We start from the raw sequence: 16,615 nt of genomic DNA, 5'->3' as shown, positions 1-16,615 counted from the left end.
AAATCTGACGAGAAAAGGCTAGCTGGAAGAAATGACGATAGCGATTTATGCTGGCTCCTTCGACCCGGTGACCAATGGCCATATGGATGTACTGAAAGGCGCGCTGCGCCTTGCGGACAAGGTTATTGTCGCCATTGGCGTGCATCCGGGCAAAAAACCATTGTTCAGTTTTGAGGAACGCGTCGAGCTTATCGGTGCGAGCGCCGAGGTTATTCTGGGTAAGGATGCCAATCGGCTTTCTGTGATTTCATTCGATAATCTGGTGATTGATGCCGCGCGCAAACATGGTGCGCAGCTGATGGTTCGTGGATTACGTGATGGCACAGATCTCGATTATGAGATGCAGATGGCCGGCATGAACGGCACCATGGCGCCGGAACTTCAGACTGTTTTTCTACCTGCCGATCCTGCCGTGCGCACGATTACTGCCACATTGGTTCGTCAGATTGCCTCTATGGGCGGTGATATTCGTCCTTTCGCTCCCGCAGCCGTTGCCGCTGCGCTCGAAGCCAAATTCAAATCCTGATCGCAGGGAGTTTTCCGATCATGCCATTTATTCGTTCGGCGCTTGTCGCAGCTAGCATCGTTGCATTTTCTCAAGGTGCAGCCTTTGCTGCTGACACCCTCAATTTGCAGCTCAAAGACGGCAATGTCGCTATTGAGCTGAACCCAAGCGTTGCACCCAAGCACGTCGCGCAGATTGAAAAGCTGGTGAAGGAAGGCGCTTATAACGGCGTGGCTTTCCATCGCGTGATTCCAGGCTTCATGGCTCAGACAGGCGACGTGAAGTTCGGCAACATGGAAAAGGGTTTCAATGCTTCGCGCGTTGGCACAGGTGGTTCGGAACTGCCAAACATTCCGGCTGAGTTTTCCAAGGAACCTTTCGTGCGCGGTACGGTTGGTATGGCTCGTAGCCAGGACCCGAATTCGGCAAACTCACAGTTCTTTATCATGTTCAATGATGGCGCATTCCTGAACGGCCAGTACACTGTTGTTGGCAAGGTTGTCAGTGGTATGGACGTAGTTGATAAGATCAAAAAGGGAAGTGAATCCGACAATGGCTCGGTTGAAACCCCTGACAAGATCATCAAGGCCACGATCGACAAGAAATAAGTTTTAAATTCAATACGCATCCCTTGTCTCAAGAATCATTCAACATTTTGGGATGCGTTCAATAGGAGAGGCCCGATGGCTTACAAAGACCCAGAAAACACCCTCGTTCTTGAAACCACCAAGGGCAATGTCGTTCTCGAACTCTATCCAGACCTGGCTCCTGGCCATGTAGAACGCATCAAGGAACTTGCGCGCGAAGGCGCTTACGACGGCGTTGTATTCCACCGCGTGATTGATGGTTTCATGGCGCAGACTGGCGACGTGAAGTTCGGCAAGACGGGTGGCGCACATTTCAACGGTTCGCGCGCTGGGATGGGCGGCTCTGAAAAGCCTGATCTTAAGGCAGAATTCTCGAACACGCAGCACAAGCGTGGCACGGCTTCGATGGCACGTTCGCAGAACCCGAACTCGGCCAACTCGCAGTTCTTCATCTGCTTCACCGATGCGCCTTGGCTTGACCGTCAGTACACTGTTTGGGGTCAGGTCATTGAAGGTATGGACAATGTTGACACGATCAAGCGCGGCGAACCGGTTACGGATCCAGACACGATCGTAACTGCACGCATCGCAGCAGACATCTAATCCTGTCGTTTCTATAGAAATACAGCGGCTCCGGTTTTGCCGGGGCCGCTCTTGCTTTGATGCATTTCCGGTCGTGACATTCCGACAGAAATGCTCTGATGAGGTTTATGATGCGCGTTGATCTTTTCGATTTCGATTTGCCGGAAGAGAGCATTGCTCTGCGTCCCGCCGAACCGCGCGACCACGCCAAGCTTTTGCGTGTGCGTCCCGGCCAGCCATTCGAAGATCGACAGGTATTCGAGCTGCCTGATCTGTTGCAGCCGGGCGATGCGCTCGTTTTCAACGATACAAAAGTCATTCCTGCGCAGCTTGAAGGTATGCGCGAGCGCGACGGCAATATTTCGCAGGTCAGTGCGACACTTCACATGCGTACCGGCCCTGATCGCTGGAAAGCATTCCTGCGTCCTGCCAAGCGCGTGAAGGAAGGCGACCGCATCCGTTTCGGCCATTCCGGTTCAAGCTGCTTCCTTGGAACACTCGACGCAACCGTTGCTGAGAAGGGTGACGCGGGTGAAGCTCTGCTGGTGTTCGATCTTTCTGGCGCGATGCTGGATGAAGCCATTGCTTCGGTCGGCCACATTCCTTTGCCGCCTTATATCGCATCCAAGCGCGCTGAAGATGAGCGCGACCGCAGCGATTATCAGACTGTTTATGCGCGTGAGGAAGGGGCTGTTGCAGCACCGACTGCCGGGCTGCATTTCACACCCGATCTGCTCAAGAAAATCCGCGATCGTGGCATCGAAGAACATTTCGTAACGCTGCATGTGGGGGCGGGCACGTTTCTGCCGGTTAAAGCCGACGACACCACGGACCATAAGATGCATTCCGAGATTGGTTACGTTTCGCAGGAAACTTCCGATGCGCTGAATGCCGTTCATGCCCGAGGTGGCCGGGTAATCTGTGTCGGCACAACATCGCTGCGCCTGATCGAGAGCGCTGCCGGTGAAGATGGCATCATTCGCCCATGGGCGGGCCCGACCGATATTTTCATCACACCGGGCTATAAGTTCCGGGCGGTCGATCTGCTGATGACTAATTTCCATTTGCCGCGCTCGACGCTCTTCATGCTTGTTTCGGCCTTTAGTGGCTTTGAGACGATGCAGGACGCTTATAAGCACGCAATCGAGACAGGCTACCGTTTCTATTCCTATGGAGATTCCAGTCTTCTTGAGAGGAAATGAAACGGTTCCCTTTTTCGGCATAATTCATTAGAGACACGGCATGACCAGCGAAAATTTTGAATTCAAAGTGCTTGCGCGTGATGGCGCAGCCCGTCAGGGCGAAATCTCCATGCCGCGCGGCGTGGTGCGTACGCCTGCCTTCATGCCGGTTGGTACAGCCGGAACCGTCAAGGCCATGTATATGGATCAGGTGAAGGATTTGGGCGCCGACATCATTCTCGGCAACACCTATCATCTGATGCTGCGTCCGGGTGCGGAACGCGTTGCTCGTCTTGGTGGTCTGCATGAATTCGGCGGCTGGAAAGGCCCGATTCTGACCGATTCCGGCGGCTTTCAGGTCATGTCGCTCGCGCAGCTGCGTAAGCTCAATGAAAACGGTGTGACTTTCCGCTCGCACATCGACGGTAAGCCTTATGAAATGACGCCGGAGCGCTCCATCGAAATTCAGGGGCTTCTCGATAGCGACATTCAGATGCAGCTTGATGAGTGCGTGGCACTCCCATCGCCTGAAAATAATACGGAACGCGCGATGGAATTGTCGCTGCGTTGGGCAGAACGCTGCAAGGTGGCTTTTGGTACACAGGCTGGCAAGGCGATGTTCGGCATCGTGCAGGGCGGTGACAATGCGCGCCTACGTGAACGCTCTGCCGAAGCGCTGAAGGCCATGGATCTCAAGGGCTATTCCGTTGGTGGTCTGGCGGTTGGTGAACCGCAGTGCGTCATGCTCGATATGCTCGAAGTGGTTTGTCCGATTCTGCCCACCGAAAAGCCACGCTATCTGATGGGCGTTGGCACGCCGGATGACATTCTAAAATCGGTTGCACGCGGCATCGACATGTTCGATTGCGTGATGCCGACACGTGCAGGTCGTCATGGTCTAGCATTTACACGCTTTGGCAAAGTGAACCTGCGCAATGCACGTCATGCCGACGATCATCGTCCGCTTGATCCAGAATCAAATTGCCCGGCGACGCGTGATTACAGCCGCGCCTATCTGCATCATCTGGTGAAGGCCGGTGAAGCATTGGGCGGAATGCTGCTGACATGGAATAATCTGGCCTATTACCAGTATCTCATGCAGGGCATCCGCGCGGCGATTGCTGAAGGGCGTTTTGAAGATTTCGCGGCAGAAACGACTGCTGGATGGGAGAGGGGCGACATATCACCCCTTTGAGCATGTATTATAATCGAAAGAAAACGCGCCTTTAGGGCGCGTTCTTTATATCTGAATTCAACAAAATACAGTTTTAGCCAGCTTCCAGTATCTGCTCAAGCCGACAGATTACTGAATGCCGCTCTTCATCACTGATGATATCACAATCAAGCAAACGGCCACATTCCAGACCCGAAAGAGCTAGATAGGTAATCAAAACGAGGTTGGGGTCTGTCGCATCTTTCAACATTCGATCCAGAACGGATCGATGATAATGTCGGACCGGAATCATGAAATCCGGATTCTCGACAAGTGCAGCCAGAATTCCGCTGGCTGGCGGCTCGTCATCGGCCTGAATGCGATAAACGTCGAAAAAGGCGCGTGCAATGCGGTTTTTATCGCCGCTTTGGAGGTTCTCCTGAACATCCATCGCACGTTCATGCTCCTTCATATACTCCTCGACCACACCTTCAAGCAGCTTTGCTTTTGTCGGAAACGAATAAAGCAATCCTCCTTTTGAGAGGCCTGCGCGGGCGGCTACCGCGTCGAGAGATATATGGGCTGGTCCGACCTCTTGGGCGAGTTCCACTGCTGCGCGCAAAATGCGCTCTCGCGAAGAGACCTTATTCTTTGTGTGCAATTCTGAGCGTCTCCTGACAGTTCGATAGTTGACAATACCGTCCAGACGGTACAGTTATTTTCATCTGATATTCAAGTAAAATACGTGCGACCAAATTGTGAGGAACATAAAGGAAGCACGCCAACGACGCCCTGGAGTGCATCCGCAATGATCAAACGCCTTATTCTGGCAATAATTTTCCTCGTGATCGTCGTGGGGGGGCTTGTTGGGTTTAACCTGTTCAGAACACAAGCGATCAAAGATTTTTTCGCTAATATGCAGCAGCCAGCCAAGACGGTTTCTACCGTTACCTTGCAACCCGGTGTATGGACACCCGGTATCGAAGCCATTGGTTCGGCCAATGCAATCAATGGTGTAGACCTGACTGTCCAGGTCAACGGTATCGTTGATAAAATCAACTTCAAGGCCAACCAGGAAGTGAAGCAGGGCGACGTTCTGCTTGAACTGGAAAACAGCATCGAGACTGCCGATCTGGTGGCGGCCAAGGCTGAAGCCGTTCTTGCTGATCAAAACCTGAAGCGTGCTGAAACTCTGCGCACGCGTGGTGTTGGTGCTGTTTCCGACGTCGATACAACAGCTGCTGCTGCGAGCGCCAAACAGGCAGCTGTTGCGAAAATGCAGGCTGTACTCGACCAGAAAACCGTTACTGCTCCCTTTGACGGCGTAATTGGTATTTCGAAAGTCGATCTTGGCCAGTATCTGACCCCCGGCACCGTAATCGGCACCTTGCAGGAAACTGACAAGATGCGGATTGATTTCACTGTTCCCGAACAGTCGCTAACCTCACTTAAGCTTGGTCAGGCTGTGAAGGTCGGCCCAAGCGCTGATCAACTCAATTACAACGGGACGATTGTCGGTATTGATCCGAAGATTGACTCGTCAAGTCGTCTGGTTTCGGTCCGTGCAGAAGTACAGAACGATGAACCGCGCCTGACACCTGGGCAGTTTGTTCAGGTCCGCATCGAACTTCCACAAGAAGAAAATGTTCTCGCACTTCCCCAAACTGCAATCGTGACCAGCCTTTATGGTGATTACGCCTATGTTGTTCGTCCAGCGCAGCCGAAGGAAGGTGAAAAGGCTCCTGAAGGACAGGCTGAAAAGCTCGTCGCACAGCAAGTCTTCGTCAAGCTCGGTCGTCGTTATGGCGGCGTTGTAGAAATTACGGATGGCTTGAAGGCTGGCGATATCGTGATCAATGCAGGTCAAAACCGGCTTTCGCCGGGAGCTACTGTAACGATCGACAACACAGTCAATCCGCTGCCTGCGGCTGACAAGTAATAGGCGAGCAAGATGAGCTTTTCCGATATCTTCATCCGGCGACCCGTACTTGCTACTGTGGTCGCTCTCATGATCATTCTTCTGGGGCTTCAGGGGATTGCGCAGCTTACGGTGCGTGAATATCCGAAAGTCGACGAAACCGTTATTACCGTTACGACGGCTTATGCCGGCGCAAGCGCGGAGCTTATTCAGGGCTTCATCACGTCGCCAATCGCTGAATCGGTGGCAACCACTGAAGACATTGACTACGTCACTTCTTCCAGCCGTCCTTCGTCGAGCACGGTGACGGTCCAGATGAAGCTTGGCGCTAACCCAGATGCCGCACTCACCGAAGTGATCGCGAAGGTTAATCAGGTTCGCGGCAACCTACCGTCTGAATCCGATGATCCGGTAATCGTCAAAGGAACTGGTCAGAGCTTCGCTACCATGTATCTGGCAGCGCAAAACCCAAACATGACCAGCGAGCAGATCACAGAGTATCTGGAGCGTGTTATTCAGCCTCGCATGTCCACCATTCAGGGTGTGGCAAAGGCTGAAATTCTCGGTGGCCAGGTCTATTCGATGCGTGTGTGGATTGATCCAATCCAGTTGGCAGCGCGTGAGATCACGGCACCTGAAGTTCTGGCCGCCATCAATGCGTCGAACTTCCTCTCGGCACCGGGTACGACCAAGAACCAGTATGTCTCGTCTTCGATCACACTGGAATCGACCTTGCAGACACCTGAAGCCTTCGGTGCTATGCCGATCAAGACTTCCGGCGATGAGGTCGTTCGTCTTCGTGATGTCGCAAAGGTAGAACTGGCTGCGAAAAGCACAGATACAATCGTTGCGTTCAACGGTTCTGCCGGTACGTTCTTGGGCGTTTACCCAACGCCTGCTGCAAACCCAATTGATATGGCGAACGCCGTTCGCAAGGAACTGCCGTCGATCCAGGCATCGCTGCCTGAAGGCATGAAGCTTGATCTCGTCTATGACGCGACCGAGCAGATCAGCTCTTCGATCAAGGAAGTGTTCACGACCATTGGGGAAGCCGTGGCCATCGTTATTCTGGTCATCATCGTTTTCCTCGGTTCGTTCCGTGCAGTGCTTATTCCAATCGTAACGATCCCGATTTCGCTGATCGGCGTCTGCTTCTTCCTTTATATCCTCGGCTTCTCGATCAACCTTTTGTCGCTTCTCGCGATGGTGCTGGCGATCGGTCTGGTGGTCGATGACGCGATTGTGGTGTTGGAGAATATTCACCGACATATCGAGGAAGGATTGCGTCCAATGGATGCGGCCTTCAAAGGTATGAAGGAAATCACCGGCTCAATTATCGCGATGACCATCACTCTGGCTGCAGTGTTCGCACCTCTCGGGTTTACCGGCGGTTTGACCGGTTCTCTGTTCCGGGAGTTTGCCTTCACACTGGCCGGCGCTGTTATCATCTCAGGCGTTGCGGCATTGACGATTTCGCCGATGATGTGTGCGCGCATGCTTAAGCATGGCGAAGCATCGCGGTTCCAGAAGTTCATCGACGGCACCTTCTCGAGATTCGAGAAGTGGTATCATCGCATGGTATCGGGCTCGCTTAATTATCGCCCGATTACATTGATGATCGTTATTGCTCTGGTTGGTCTCACAGGCTTCCTGTTCGTCAACACATCAACCGAACTGGCACCTGAAGAAGATTCCGGCGCGCTGTTCTCGATGTTCCAGGCTCCGCAATATGCAACGTCCGCTTATACCAACCTCTATGCCGAGCAGATTGATGGTCTGACAAAAGATCTGCCAGAACTGGATACACGCTTCCAGATCGTCGGTATGGATGGCGGTACGAATTCGGGTATTGCGCTCTGGGTGTTGAAGGATTGGTCTGAGCGTTCGCGTTCGCAGAAGGCAATCCAGCAGGATCTGACCGCACGCATCGATAAGGTGGCTGGTGTTGAAGCATTCATCTTCGCGCCACCATCCCTACCAGGTACGGGCGGCGGTCTACCGATTTCGATTGCTCTTCAGTCGACTGGTCCTTCTGATCAGGTGTTCGAGCTTGCTGAAGAAATCAAGAACGAGGCACAGGCGACGGGTCAGTTCATCATCGTTCAGAACTCGATGTCCTACAATGCGCCGCAGACGACGATTACGATTGACCGCGATCGTGCTGCGACGCTTGGTGTTCAGGTCAGCGACATCGGTTCGACGCTTGGTCTTCTGACAGGTGGTGCAAAGATTGCCCAGTTCGACCGCGATTCCAACAGCTATGACATCATCAGTCAGGTGCCGGATATCTATCGTTCAAACCCGGAAAAGCTTGGCGAATTCTACGTCCGCAGTGTTTCGGGTTCGATGGTGCCTCTGTCATCGGTCATTCAGATCAAGCAGAATGCTTCGCCTGCGGCTATTGAGCAGTTCAACCAGCTCAATTCTGCAACGATTTCCGCGCTGCCAATGCCAAGCGTGACTACGGGTCAAGGCCTGCAGACGCTCGTCAATCTGGCTCAGCAGAAGATGCCTGAAGGCTTCTTCCTCGACTATTCTGGACAGTCGCGTCTCGAAGTAGAGCAGGGAAACACGATTCTGATCGCTTTCGGCCTCGCCGTTATCGTTATCTATCTCGTGCTGGCTGCGCAGTTCGAAAGCTTCCGCGATCCGTTCATCATCATGATGTCGGTTCCGCTTTCGATCTTCGGTGCTATCGTTCCGCTAAACCTTGGCCTTGGAACGCTGAACATCTACACACAGGTCGGTCTCATTACACTCGTGGGACTGATAACCAAGCACGGCATTCTGATGGTGGAATTCGCCAATCAGCAACGCCGCCTGCATGGTCATTCGCGTCGTGAAGCCATCATTCTCTCCGCAGAAACTCGTCTGCGTCCGATTCTGATGACGACGGCTGCAATGGCGCTGGGTGTTGTTCCACTGATCATTGCAAGCGGTGCGGGTGCAGCGGCGCGTTACTCGATGGGTCTGGTGATTTTCACCGGTATCACCATCGGCACGGTCTTCACGCTGTTCGTGGTTCCGATGTTCTATACGTTCATCGCCAAGAAGGACGTGGAAGGCGAGTTCGTACCGTCGCAGGAAGATGGCAAGGAGCCTGCGGCAGCAGCCCATCACTGAAATCTGTCCATCACTGAAACTTGTATTGAATAATCAGATTAAGGGCGGCCACATGTGGGCCGCCCTTTTTGTTGGGATTTGAGCGTATTTCGATCTGATTTTATCAGATCGGCGCTCTGATTTCTTCCCAACATAATCTTGTCGATCCTCGTTTCACTCCGGTCGGATTACGCTCTGTTGCATTCCAACCGTTCCACACCATATGAGCAAGCATGATACCTTTATCCGTACTCGATCTTTCACCCGTCCCTGAAGGCAGCGATGCAGGACAGTCTCTGCGCAACACGCTCGAACTGGCCCAGCAAGCCGAAAAATTGGGCTTCACGCGCTATTGGCTGGCCGAGCATCACAACATGCCGGGTATTGCCAGTGCTGCAACTTCGGTAGTTATCGGCCATGTGGCGGCGGGCACGTCCACCATTCGCGTTGGGGCAGGTGGAATCATGCTGCCCAACCATTCGCCACTGGTGATTGCCGAACAGTTTGGGACGCTGGCATCGCTGTTTCCGGGGCGTATTGATCTGGGACTTGGTCGCGCGCCGGGCACCGATCAGCTGACGGCGCATGCGCTGCGCCGCAATCTGGAAAGCAGCGCCAATGATTTTCCGCGCGATGTTGTGGAGCTTCTCAATTATTTCAAGCCGGCCGATCCCGCACAGCGCGTACAGGCCGTGCCGGGCGCAGGGCTGAATGTTCCTGCCTGGATTCTCGGCTCTAGCCTTTTTGGTGCGCAACTGGCTGCGATGCTGGGACTGCCTTATGGCTTCGCCTCACATTTTGCACCGGCTGATATGGAACGCGCAGTAGACCTTTATCGCGAACGATTTGAGCCGTCCGAATATCTGCAAAAGCCTTATGTGATGCTGGGACTCAACGTCATTGCAGCCGATACGGATGAAGAAGCGCATCATCTGTTCACGTCGCAATTGCAGGCATTTGTGAACTTGCGCAGCGGTCGTCCGGGCAAGTTGCCTGCGCCTGTTGCGGGTTATCAGGAGCAGCTTGATCCGTCAGCACAGGCACTGGTTCGCCAGATGCTGTCATGCCGTGTCGTGGGTGGCCCTGAAACCGTCGACAAGGGCATTCGCGAGTTTGCCGAACGCACCGGCGCTGATGAATTGATGGTGACGGGCATGATCTATGACCATCAGAAGCGTCTTCGTTCCTATGAGATCGTCAGCAACTCGATGGCGTGAGGATCAAATTCGCGGTTAACTTCAGTGAGAAGCCAATCTCGAAAAGCTTTGACCGCAGGCGTGTTTGCGCGCGCCTGCGGTGTTACGAAGTAATAGCTGCTCGGGCTTTTGACCGTGTGCTGGTAGGCAACAACAAGCTGCCCGCTTTCAATTTCGGCGCTGATTAGAAACAGCGGCATCAGCGCAATACCAAGCCCAGCTACACAAGCCTGAGAAACATTCGAGAATTGCTCGAAGCGCATTCCGCCCGCTATCGGCGCTGCAATGTCGAGGCTTTTGAACCAGTGGTTCCATGCGCCGGGTCGTGACGCCATGTTGAAAAGCGGCAGTCGCAATAAGTCGCTGGGTGCAGTAACCGGGTGCTGTTTCAGAAAAGCCGGGCTGCACACAGGCGCAACCGTTTCCTCCATCAAAAATGTGCAGTCTGCATTGGGCCAGTTCGGTTGGCCAATATGAATTGCTGCATCAAGTCCCTCTCGTTCAAAGTCGAACTGACCTATACGCGTGGCAAAATTTAGAATGATATCTGGATAGTGAGCGACAAAACGAGGTATTCGCGGGATCAGCCACCGCGTTCCAAAGGTTGGTAGAAACGCCAGATTGAGTGTTGTCCCACGCATTTGCGACATGACCTGTAGCGAGGCTGCGCGGATGGAAGCAAGGGCTGGACTGATAGCATTCCGATAGGCGCGTCCGGCATCGGTCAGCAAAACATGGCGGCTGGTGCGGTCAAACAGGGCGGCACCGAGTTGTTCTTCCAGTGTTGCAATCTGGCGACTTACCGCGCCTTGCGTCAACGAAAGCTCTTCTGCGGCGGTAGAAAAGCTCTCGTGTCGCGCCACCGCGTCAAATGCGGCAAGCGCGCTCGTTGAAGGAAGCAGGCGTCTCGATAGTGAAGTCATGATCTATTACTAAACGGAATAGATCGATGAGTAAACGTTCATTGCATGACTCCGCTTTTCAGGCCACATTTGGGCAACTGAATTTGAGGAGATTATTCATGTCGCGTGCCGTATTTAACTGGGAAGATCCGTTTCTGCTCGATGAGCAGCTGACCGAAGATGAGCGCATGATCCGCGATTCGGCGCAGGCTTTTGCGAGCGATATTCTCCTGCCGCGCATTGAAAAAGCTTATCTTGATGAAACGACTGATCCCGATCTGTTTCGTTTGATGGGGCAGGCTGGTCTTCTTGGCGTAACGCTGCCTGAAGAATATGGCGCAGCCAATGCTGGCTATGTTTCTTATGGTCTGGTGGCGCGCGAAGTTGAGCGTATCGATTCTGGCTACCGCTCCATGATGAGTGTGCAGTCTTCGCTCGTGATGTATCCGATTTACGCTTACGGTTCGGATGAGCAGCGCAAGAAATATCTGCCGGGTCTGGTTTCTGGCGAGTTGATTGGCTGTTTCGGTCTGACCGAACCGGATGCGGGTTCCGATCCTGCTGGCATGAAAACGCGCGCCGACAAGATTGATGGCGGTTATCGCATCAGCGGTTCCAAGATGTGGATTTCCAACTCGCCGATTGCCGATGTGTTTGTGGTCTGGGCCAAGTCGACAGCGCATGACAATGCAATCCGCGGCTTTGTGCTCGAAAAGGGCATGAAGGGACTTTCGGCTCCAAAGATTGGCGGTAAGCTTTCGCTGCGTGCGTCTGTCACCGGCGAAATCGTCATGGATGGCGTGGAAGTATCTGAAGATGCAATTCTGCCGAATGTTTCAGGTCTTAAGGGGCCGTTCGGCTGTCTTAACCGCGCTCGCTATGGCATTTCGTGGGGTGTGTTGGGTGCAGCAGAAGATTGTTGGTTCCGCGCGCGCCAGTATGGGCTTGATCGCAAACAGTTCGACAAGCCGCTGGCTGGAACGCAGCTTTATCAAAAGAAGCTTGCCGACATGCAGACCGAAATCACCCTTGGCTTGCAGGCATCGTTGCGTGTTGGCCGTCTGTTTGACGAAGGCAAGATGGCGCCTGAGATGATTTCTATCGTCAAACGCAACAATTGCGGCAAGGCACTGGATATTGCGCGTCAGGCGCGCGACATGCATGGCGGCAATGGCATTCAGATCGAGTATCACGTCATGCGCCACGCCCAGAACCTTGAAACCGTCAATACCTATGAGGGTACACATGACGTTCATGCGCTGATCCTCGGACGTGCACAGACCGGCATTCAGGCTTTCTTCTGATCGCAGTTTATCGCTCGGAGAGGTTTTGAGAAATGCAGAATACACCGCTTGCGGGTCTGAAAGTCATTGAACTGGCCCGCATTCTGGCGGGCCCATGGGTCGGGCAGACGCTGTCCGACCTTGGCGCGGATGTTATCAAGGTTGAAAGCCCGGAGGGTGATGATACCCGCAAATGGGGCCCGCCATTTATCGACGTGGAAGGTGAAAAGTCGGCAGCCTATTTCCACGCCTGCAATCGTGGCAAGCAATCGATCATTGCCGATTTTCGCACTGATGAGGGCAGGGAGCTTGTACGCAAGCTCGTTGCCGATGCGGATGTGGTGATTGAGAACTTTAAGCTCGGTGGACTTGATAAATACGGCCTCGACTACGAAAGCCTGAAGGCGATCAATCCGCGCCTCATCTATTGCTCTATCACGGGTTTCGGCCACACCGGGCCTTATGCAGAACGTGCGGGTTATGATTTCATGATCCAGGGCATGGGTGGCATTATGGATCTGACCGGCGAACCCGATCGTGAGCCGCAAAAGATCGGCGTGGCCTTCGCAGATATCTTCACAGGGCTTTATAGCGTCATTGGTATTCAGTCGGCTCTCATCATGCGTGAGCGCACGGGCAAGGGGCAGCACATTGATATGGCGTTGTTTGATTGCATGTCGGCAGTTCTTGCCAATCAGGCGATGAATTATATGGCATCTGGGGTTTCGCCCAAGCGTATGGGCAATGCGCATCCGAACATCGCGCCTTACCAGACGCTGCCGGTCTCAGACGGCTATTTCATCATTGCCTGCGGCAATGACGGGCAGTTTGCGAAGCTGACGTCTCTCTTGGGGATAGGTGAACTGGCGAGTGATTCCCGCTTTCTTACCAACTCGTCCCGCGTTGCCAATCGCGATGCGCTCACCGATTTGCTCGAAGAGCGCACGAAGCAATGGTTACGTGACGATATTCTGGCAGCACTTGCCAAAGCAGGCGTGCCTGCTGGGCCGATCAACATGGTTGAAGATGTGTTTGCCGATCCGCAATTCATCGCGCGCCAGATGAGAATTGATCCCGATGGTGTGCCGGGCTTGCGTACGCCAATCCGATTCTCGGACGCTGAACTGAAATTGGATAAGCGATCCCCCAATCTTGGTGAACATAGCAATGATATTTAACAAAAACCCCGCTTTAAGCGGGGTTTTTAGTAGGTCAGTCGTCGGTGGCGACCATCACGTCTGATGCTTTAACGACTGCATAGGCCGTCTTGCCACCCTTGAGGTCAAGTTCATCCACGGCTTCATTGGTGATGGACGAGGTAACAACGACACCATTTCCGATGTCGATTCGGATATGAGCCGTGGTGGCACCCTTGGTCACATCAACGATTGTGCCTTTAAGGCGATTGCGAGCGCTGATTTTCATATTCTCTTCCCGAAGTTGATTAGCGTCTGATGGAGGCAATACTGCATTTGAGCAGCAACAATAACATCTCCAAATGGAGAAGCTATTGATAACCACAGCGCTACAAATAGGAGTATTCTCGGGAAGAGAATGGTGCGGTCGAGAAGACTCGAACTTCCACGGGTTGCCCCACAGCGACCTCAACGCTGCGCGTCTACCAATTCCGCCACGACCGCACGTGGTAGAGCTGAACAATGTCAGCGAGGAGGCATCTAGCAAATCGATCCGAAAGGTACAAGCCTGTTCTTGTGCATCTGCCAATCTTTTTCATAAAAGAGTGGGTAAAAGTCGAAATACTGCAATTCCAGGCGCTTAAAACTTTAATTTTCCTGGCTTTTTTGTGTCAAGATTTTGGCTATTTTGGGAGTTTAAGCGCTGATCTATGTGAATTTGGCATAGATCGTGACGAATCTTTTTCGTTCCATCAACCGCTTATGCCCTGAAGCCTTTTGATGTCTTCCAGTCGTTTAACGGTTTCCACGTAGCCAATATCGATTGCTTCCGATGCGCGGTGAAAGTCGGCTAGGCCGATTTGTCCGACGGTTGGCATCAGCGAAACATCGGGTGGATCGCCAGCCATGCGGGCACGAGAAATGCGGTCCTGGATAATGTTGAAAGCCTCCATCATCACGCCGGTAATACCGAGTCGGCTTTCCTTCTCTCCATGGATCGTTTCGCTGAGTGTGTCCTGCCGTGACTGTGCATGTTTGATAACAGCCGCGCGGCCGAACTGGTCGTAGTGGAGATTTACGGCAAGCACGAGCCGCTGTTCATAGGCACGACACACCGAGACGGGGACTGGATTGACCAGCGCACCATCGACCAGCACACGCTCTTGCCAGCGCACAGGTTCGAACACACCGGGCAGGGCGTAGGACGCACGCATGGCTTCGACAAGTGGGCCAGTAGAGAGCCAGATTTCATGGCCAGTGCGCAATTCGGTACAAACCGCAACGAATGGACGATCCAGATCTTCAAGGCGCAGGCCGTCGAGGTGCTCGCGCATTCGTCCATCGAGCTTCATGCCGCCGAACAAACCACTGCCGCGAAATGTGATGTCGAGAAGGTTGAACATGCGCCGCCGCGTCAGGCTGCGCGCGAATTCTTCGAGTTGATCAAGCTTGCCCGCCAAATAGCAGCCGCCGACAAGTGCGCCGATTGACGTGCCGGCAATCATTTCAATTTCGATTCCTGCTTCATCGAGTGCGCGTAGAACACCGATATGAGCCCAGCCGCGCGCGGCACCGCCGCCCAATGCGAGAGCAATGCGACGCGGTTCATGCCTGACTTGCGGCAGATCGATGATTTCTTCTTCCGGCTTCAAGGGTTGCGTATTGGCTGCCTTGCGCCTTTGACCCCATGCGAGCATATCGACTGAGCACCTCTTGTTTCGGTTAGAGCATTTCCACCTTTGATTGAATAAGGAGAAACGCTCTCAGTATTTGTTTTGTCGCATTGTCCTACGCAAAACCACTACGCACTTTTGCTGGAAATGCTTTCATTTATCAAAACACTGTATCGAAACAATAAATGCTGCAAATTGAAGGCGCGAGAGAAAATCGCGCCATCACATCGATTTGAGCGAGTTCATAGATCGTGAGAGAAAATTAGTGTTCGTGCTCGCACGAGCCATTCAGGGAAAGGCTAACCTTGCCATCTTCAGACTGAACCTGACGATAAAAGCACGAGCGACGGCCCGTGTGGCAAGTGGGGCCATCTCCAGCAACTCTGACCTTCAGCCAAAGCGCGTCCTGATCGCAATCGGTGCGCAGTTCGACAACGCTTTGCAGATTGCCGGAGGTTTCGCCCTTTTTCCAAAGCGTGTTGCGTGATCGCGACCAGTAATGAGCAATGCCGGTTTCGAGCGTCAGGCGCAACGCTTCCTCGTTCATATGGGCGACCATCAGCAACTCACCATCACGCGCGTCTGTTACGATAGCAGTGATAAGACCTGATGCATCGAAGCGCGGCATGAAAACCGCGCCTTCTTCAATGGCCTTCTTGTCAGAGGGCTGGGCAGAAAAAATGCTCATTGTTGCGCCTGAATATATGTCTTACTTGCGAATAAGGCTCATGAAACGAACCTGTTCGTTCACTTCTTCCTTAAAAGTGCCAGTAAAGGTCGTCGTGATTGTGCTTGAACCCTGTTTGCGGATACCGCGCATCGCCATGCACATATGTTCTGCATCAATCATAACTGCAACACCGCGCGGTTTCAGAATGCGCTGAATGCTGTCTGCGATCTGTGCGGTGATGCTTTCCTGTGTTTGCAGGCGGCGCGCAAAAATATCAACAACGCGCGCAATCTTCGACAGACCAAGCACCTTGCCATCTGGCAAATAGGCGACATGCGCTTTACCGATGATAGGCACCATATGATGCTCACAATGCGAGAAGAAGGAAATATCCTTCACCAGCACCATGTCATTATAGCCGGAGACTTCTTCAAAGGTGGTGCCAAGAACATCTTCAGGGCTTTCGGCATAGCCGCCGAACAACTCACTGTAGGATTTGGCAACGCGCTTTGGTGTATCGAGCAATCCTTCACGGTCAGGATTATCTCCTGCCCAGCGAAGCAGTGTGCGTACAGCGGCTTCTGCTTCGGCCTGCGTTGGCTTTGGCAAATCTGCGGGCAGATTGGATTCGTCATCGATTTTAAGGATGCGAGCGTCCATCAGTATTCTCCAGTAGTCTCCTTCGAGGAGGAGACGAGTTAAACGGACAATACAACGATGCGCTTTG

Annotated in this window: 16 protein-coding genes and 1 tRNA gene; 10 read left to right on the top strand and 7 right to left on the bottom strand. The window is 53.2% G+C overall.

What is annotated here, in order from left to right:
- Nucleotides 1-31: 31 nt before the first annotated feature.
- From coaD to tgt, 5 genes are all read left to right on the top strand, one after another.
- Nucleotides 32-526: a pantetheine-phosphate adenylyltransferase gene (gene coaD / locus CES85_RS15065; RefSeq protein WP_095446699.1), complete on the top strand. Its 495-nt coding sequence runs from the start codon at nucleotides 32-34 to the stop codon at nucleotides 524-526.
- A 20-nt stretch (nucleotides 527-546) separates the two neighbouring features.
- Nucleotides 547-1,113 (top strand): peptidylprolyl isomerase, encoded by a 567-nt coding sequence (locus CES85_RS15060; RefSeq protein WP_095446698.1) that lies wholly within the window; start codon nucleotides 547-549, stop codon nucleotides 1,111-1,113.
- 75 nt (nucleotides 1,114-1,188) lie between these two features.
- Entirely contained in the window at nucleotides 1,189-1,695 is a 507-nt protein-coding gene (locus CES85_RS15055; protein ID WP_095446697.1) for a peptidylprolyl isomerase, read from the top strand.
- A 110-nt stretch (nucleotides 1,696-1,805) separates the two neighbouring features.
- Nucleotides 1,806-2,876 (top strand): tRNA preQ1(34) S-adenosylmethionine ribosyltransferase-isomerase QueA, encoded by a 1,071-nt coding sequence (gene queA / locus CES85_RS15050; RefSeq protein ID WP_095446696.1) that lies wholly within the window; start codon nucleotides 1,806-1,808, stop codon nucleotides 2,874-2,876.
- Nucleotides 2,877-2,916: 40 nt separating this feature from the next.
- A complete protein-coding gene (tgt, locus tag CES85_RS15045; protein ID WP_095446695.1) occupies nucleotides 2,917-4,050 on the top strand; it encodes a tRNA guanosine(34) transglycosylase Tgt in 1,134 nt (377 codons plus the stop codon).
- Nucleotides 4,051-4,123: 73 nt separating this feature from the next.
- Here the strand turns inward: tgt and CES85_RS15040 are convergent, their stop codons facing one another.
- The gene (locus CES85_RS15040; protein ID WP_095446694.1) at nucleotides 4,124-4,669 is read right to left on the bottom strand and encodes a TetR/AcrR family transcriptional regulator; all 546 of its coding nucleotides are present in this window, start codon (nucleotides 4,667-4,669) and stop codon (nucleotides 4,124-4,126) included.
- Nucleotides 4,670-4,816: 147 nt separating this feature from the next.
- Between CES85_RS15040 and CES85_RS15035 the strand changes: the two genes are divergently transcribed.
- The 3 genes from CES85_RS15035 to CES85_RS15025 all read left to right on the top strand — a co-directional run bounded on the left by CES85_RS15035 (nucleotide 4,817) and on the right by CES85_RS15025 (nucleotide 10,245).
- Complete coding sequence (locus CES85_RS15035) at nucleotides 4,817-5,947, top strand: efflux RND transporter periplasmic adaptor subunit (RefSeq protein ID WP_095446693.1); 1,131 nt, start codon at nucleotides 4,817-4,819, stop codon at nucleotides 5,945-5,947.
- A 12-nt stretch (nucleotides 5,948-5,959) separates the two neighbouring features.
- Entirely contained in the window at nucleotides 5,960-9,049 is a 3,090-nt protein-coding gene (locus tag CES85_RS15030) for an efflux RND transporter permease subunit (RefSeq protein WP_095446692.1), read from the top strand.
- A 212-nt stretch (nucleotides 9,050-9,261) separates the two neighbouring features.
- Nucleotides 9,262-10,245 (top strand): LLM class flavin-dependent oxidoreductase, encoded by a 984-nt coding sequence (locus tag CES85_RS15025; RefSeq protein WP_095446691.1) that lies wholly within the window; start codon nucleotides 9,262-9,264, stop codon nucleotides 10,243-10,245.
- On the opposite strand, the gene CES85_RS15020 is transcribed toward CES85_RS15025, so the two are convergent.
- A complete protein-coding gene (locus tag CES85_RS15020) occupies nucleotides 10,215-11,147 on the bottom strand; it encodes a LysR family transcriptional regulator (protein WP_095446690.1) in 933 nt (310 codons plus the stop codon). The two genes, CES85_RS15025 and CES85_RS15020, sit on opposite strands and share 31 nt — an antisense overlap.
- Nucleotides 11,148-11,245: 98 nt before the next feature.
- Between CES85_RS15020 and CES85_RS15015 the strand changes: the two genes are divergently transcribed.
- Both CES85_RS15015 and CES85_RS15010 read left to right on the top strand, forming a co-directional pair.
- Nucleotides 11,246-12,430 (top strand): acyl-CoA dehydrogenase, encoded by a 1,185-nt coding sequence (locus CES85_RS15015; protein ID WP_095446689.1) that lies wholly within the window; start codon nucleotides 11,246-11,248, stop codon nucleotides 12,428-12,430.
- Nucleotides 12,431-12,462: 32 nt separating this feature from the next.
- On the top strand, nucleotides 12,463-13,587 hold the full coding sequence (locus CES85_RS15010) for a CaiB/BaiF CoA transferase family protein (RefSeq protein WP_095446688.1): 1,125 nt from the start codon (nucleotides 12,463-12,465) through the stop codon (nucleotides 13,585-13,587).
- Nucleotides 13,588-13,621: 34 nt separating this feature from the next.
- On the opposite strand, the gene CES85_RS15005 is transcribed toward CES85_RS15010, so the two are convergent.
- The 5 genes from CES85_RS15005 to folE form a co-directional block, all read right to left on the bottom strand.
- Entirely contained in the window at nucleotides 13,622-13,834 is a 213-nt protein-coding gene (locus tag CES85_RS15005) for a TOBE domain-containing protein (RefSeq protein ID WP_095446687.1), read from the bottom strand.
- A 130-nt stretch (nucleotides 13,835-13,964) separates the two neighbouring features.
- Nucleotides 13,965-14,049: transfer RNA gene (locus CES85_RS15000), tRNA-Leu, on the bottom strand.
- Nucleotides 14,050-14,297: 248 nt separating this feature from the next.
- Nucleotides 14,298-15,242 carry a patatin family protein gene (locus CES85_RS14995; RefSeq protein ID WP_095446686.1) on the bottom strand — a complete coding sequence of 315 codons (945 nt, stop codon included), beginning with the start codon at nucleotides 15,240-15,242 and terminating at the stop codon, nucleotides 14,298-14,300.
- 238 nt (nucleotides 15,243-15,480) lie between these two features.
- On the bottom strand, nucleotides 15,481-15,906 hold the full coding sequence (gene hisI / locus CES85_RS14990; protein WP_095446685.1) for a phosphoribosyl-AMP cyclohydrolase: 426 nt from the start codon (nucleotides 15,904-15,906) through the stop codon (nucleotides 15,481-15,483).
- A gap of 21 nt (nucleotides 15,907-15,927) precedes the next feature.
- Nucleotides 15,928-16,548, bottom strand: coding sequence for a GTP cyclohydrolase I FolE (gene folE / locus CES85_RS14985; protein WP_095446684.1), 621 nt, complete (start codon nucleotides 16,546-16,548; stop codon nucleotides 15,928-15,930).
- Nucleotides 16,549-16,615 lie beyond the last annotated feature (67 nt).

The sequence above is a fragment of the Ochrobactrum quorumnocens genome, assembly GCF_002278035.1.
In the GTDB taxonomy this organism is placed as follows: Bacteria; Pseudomonadota; Alphaproteobacteria; order Rhizobiales; family Rhizobiaceae; genus Brucella; species Brucella quorumnocens.
Note: the sequence above shows the minus strand (reverse complement) of the source record. Positions and strands in the feature narration are given on the sequence as shown.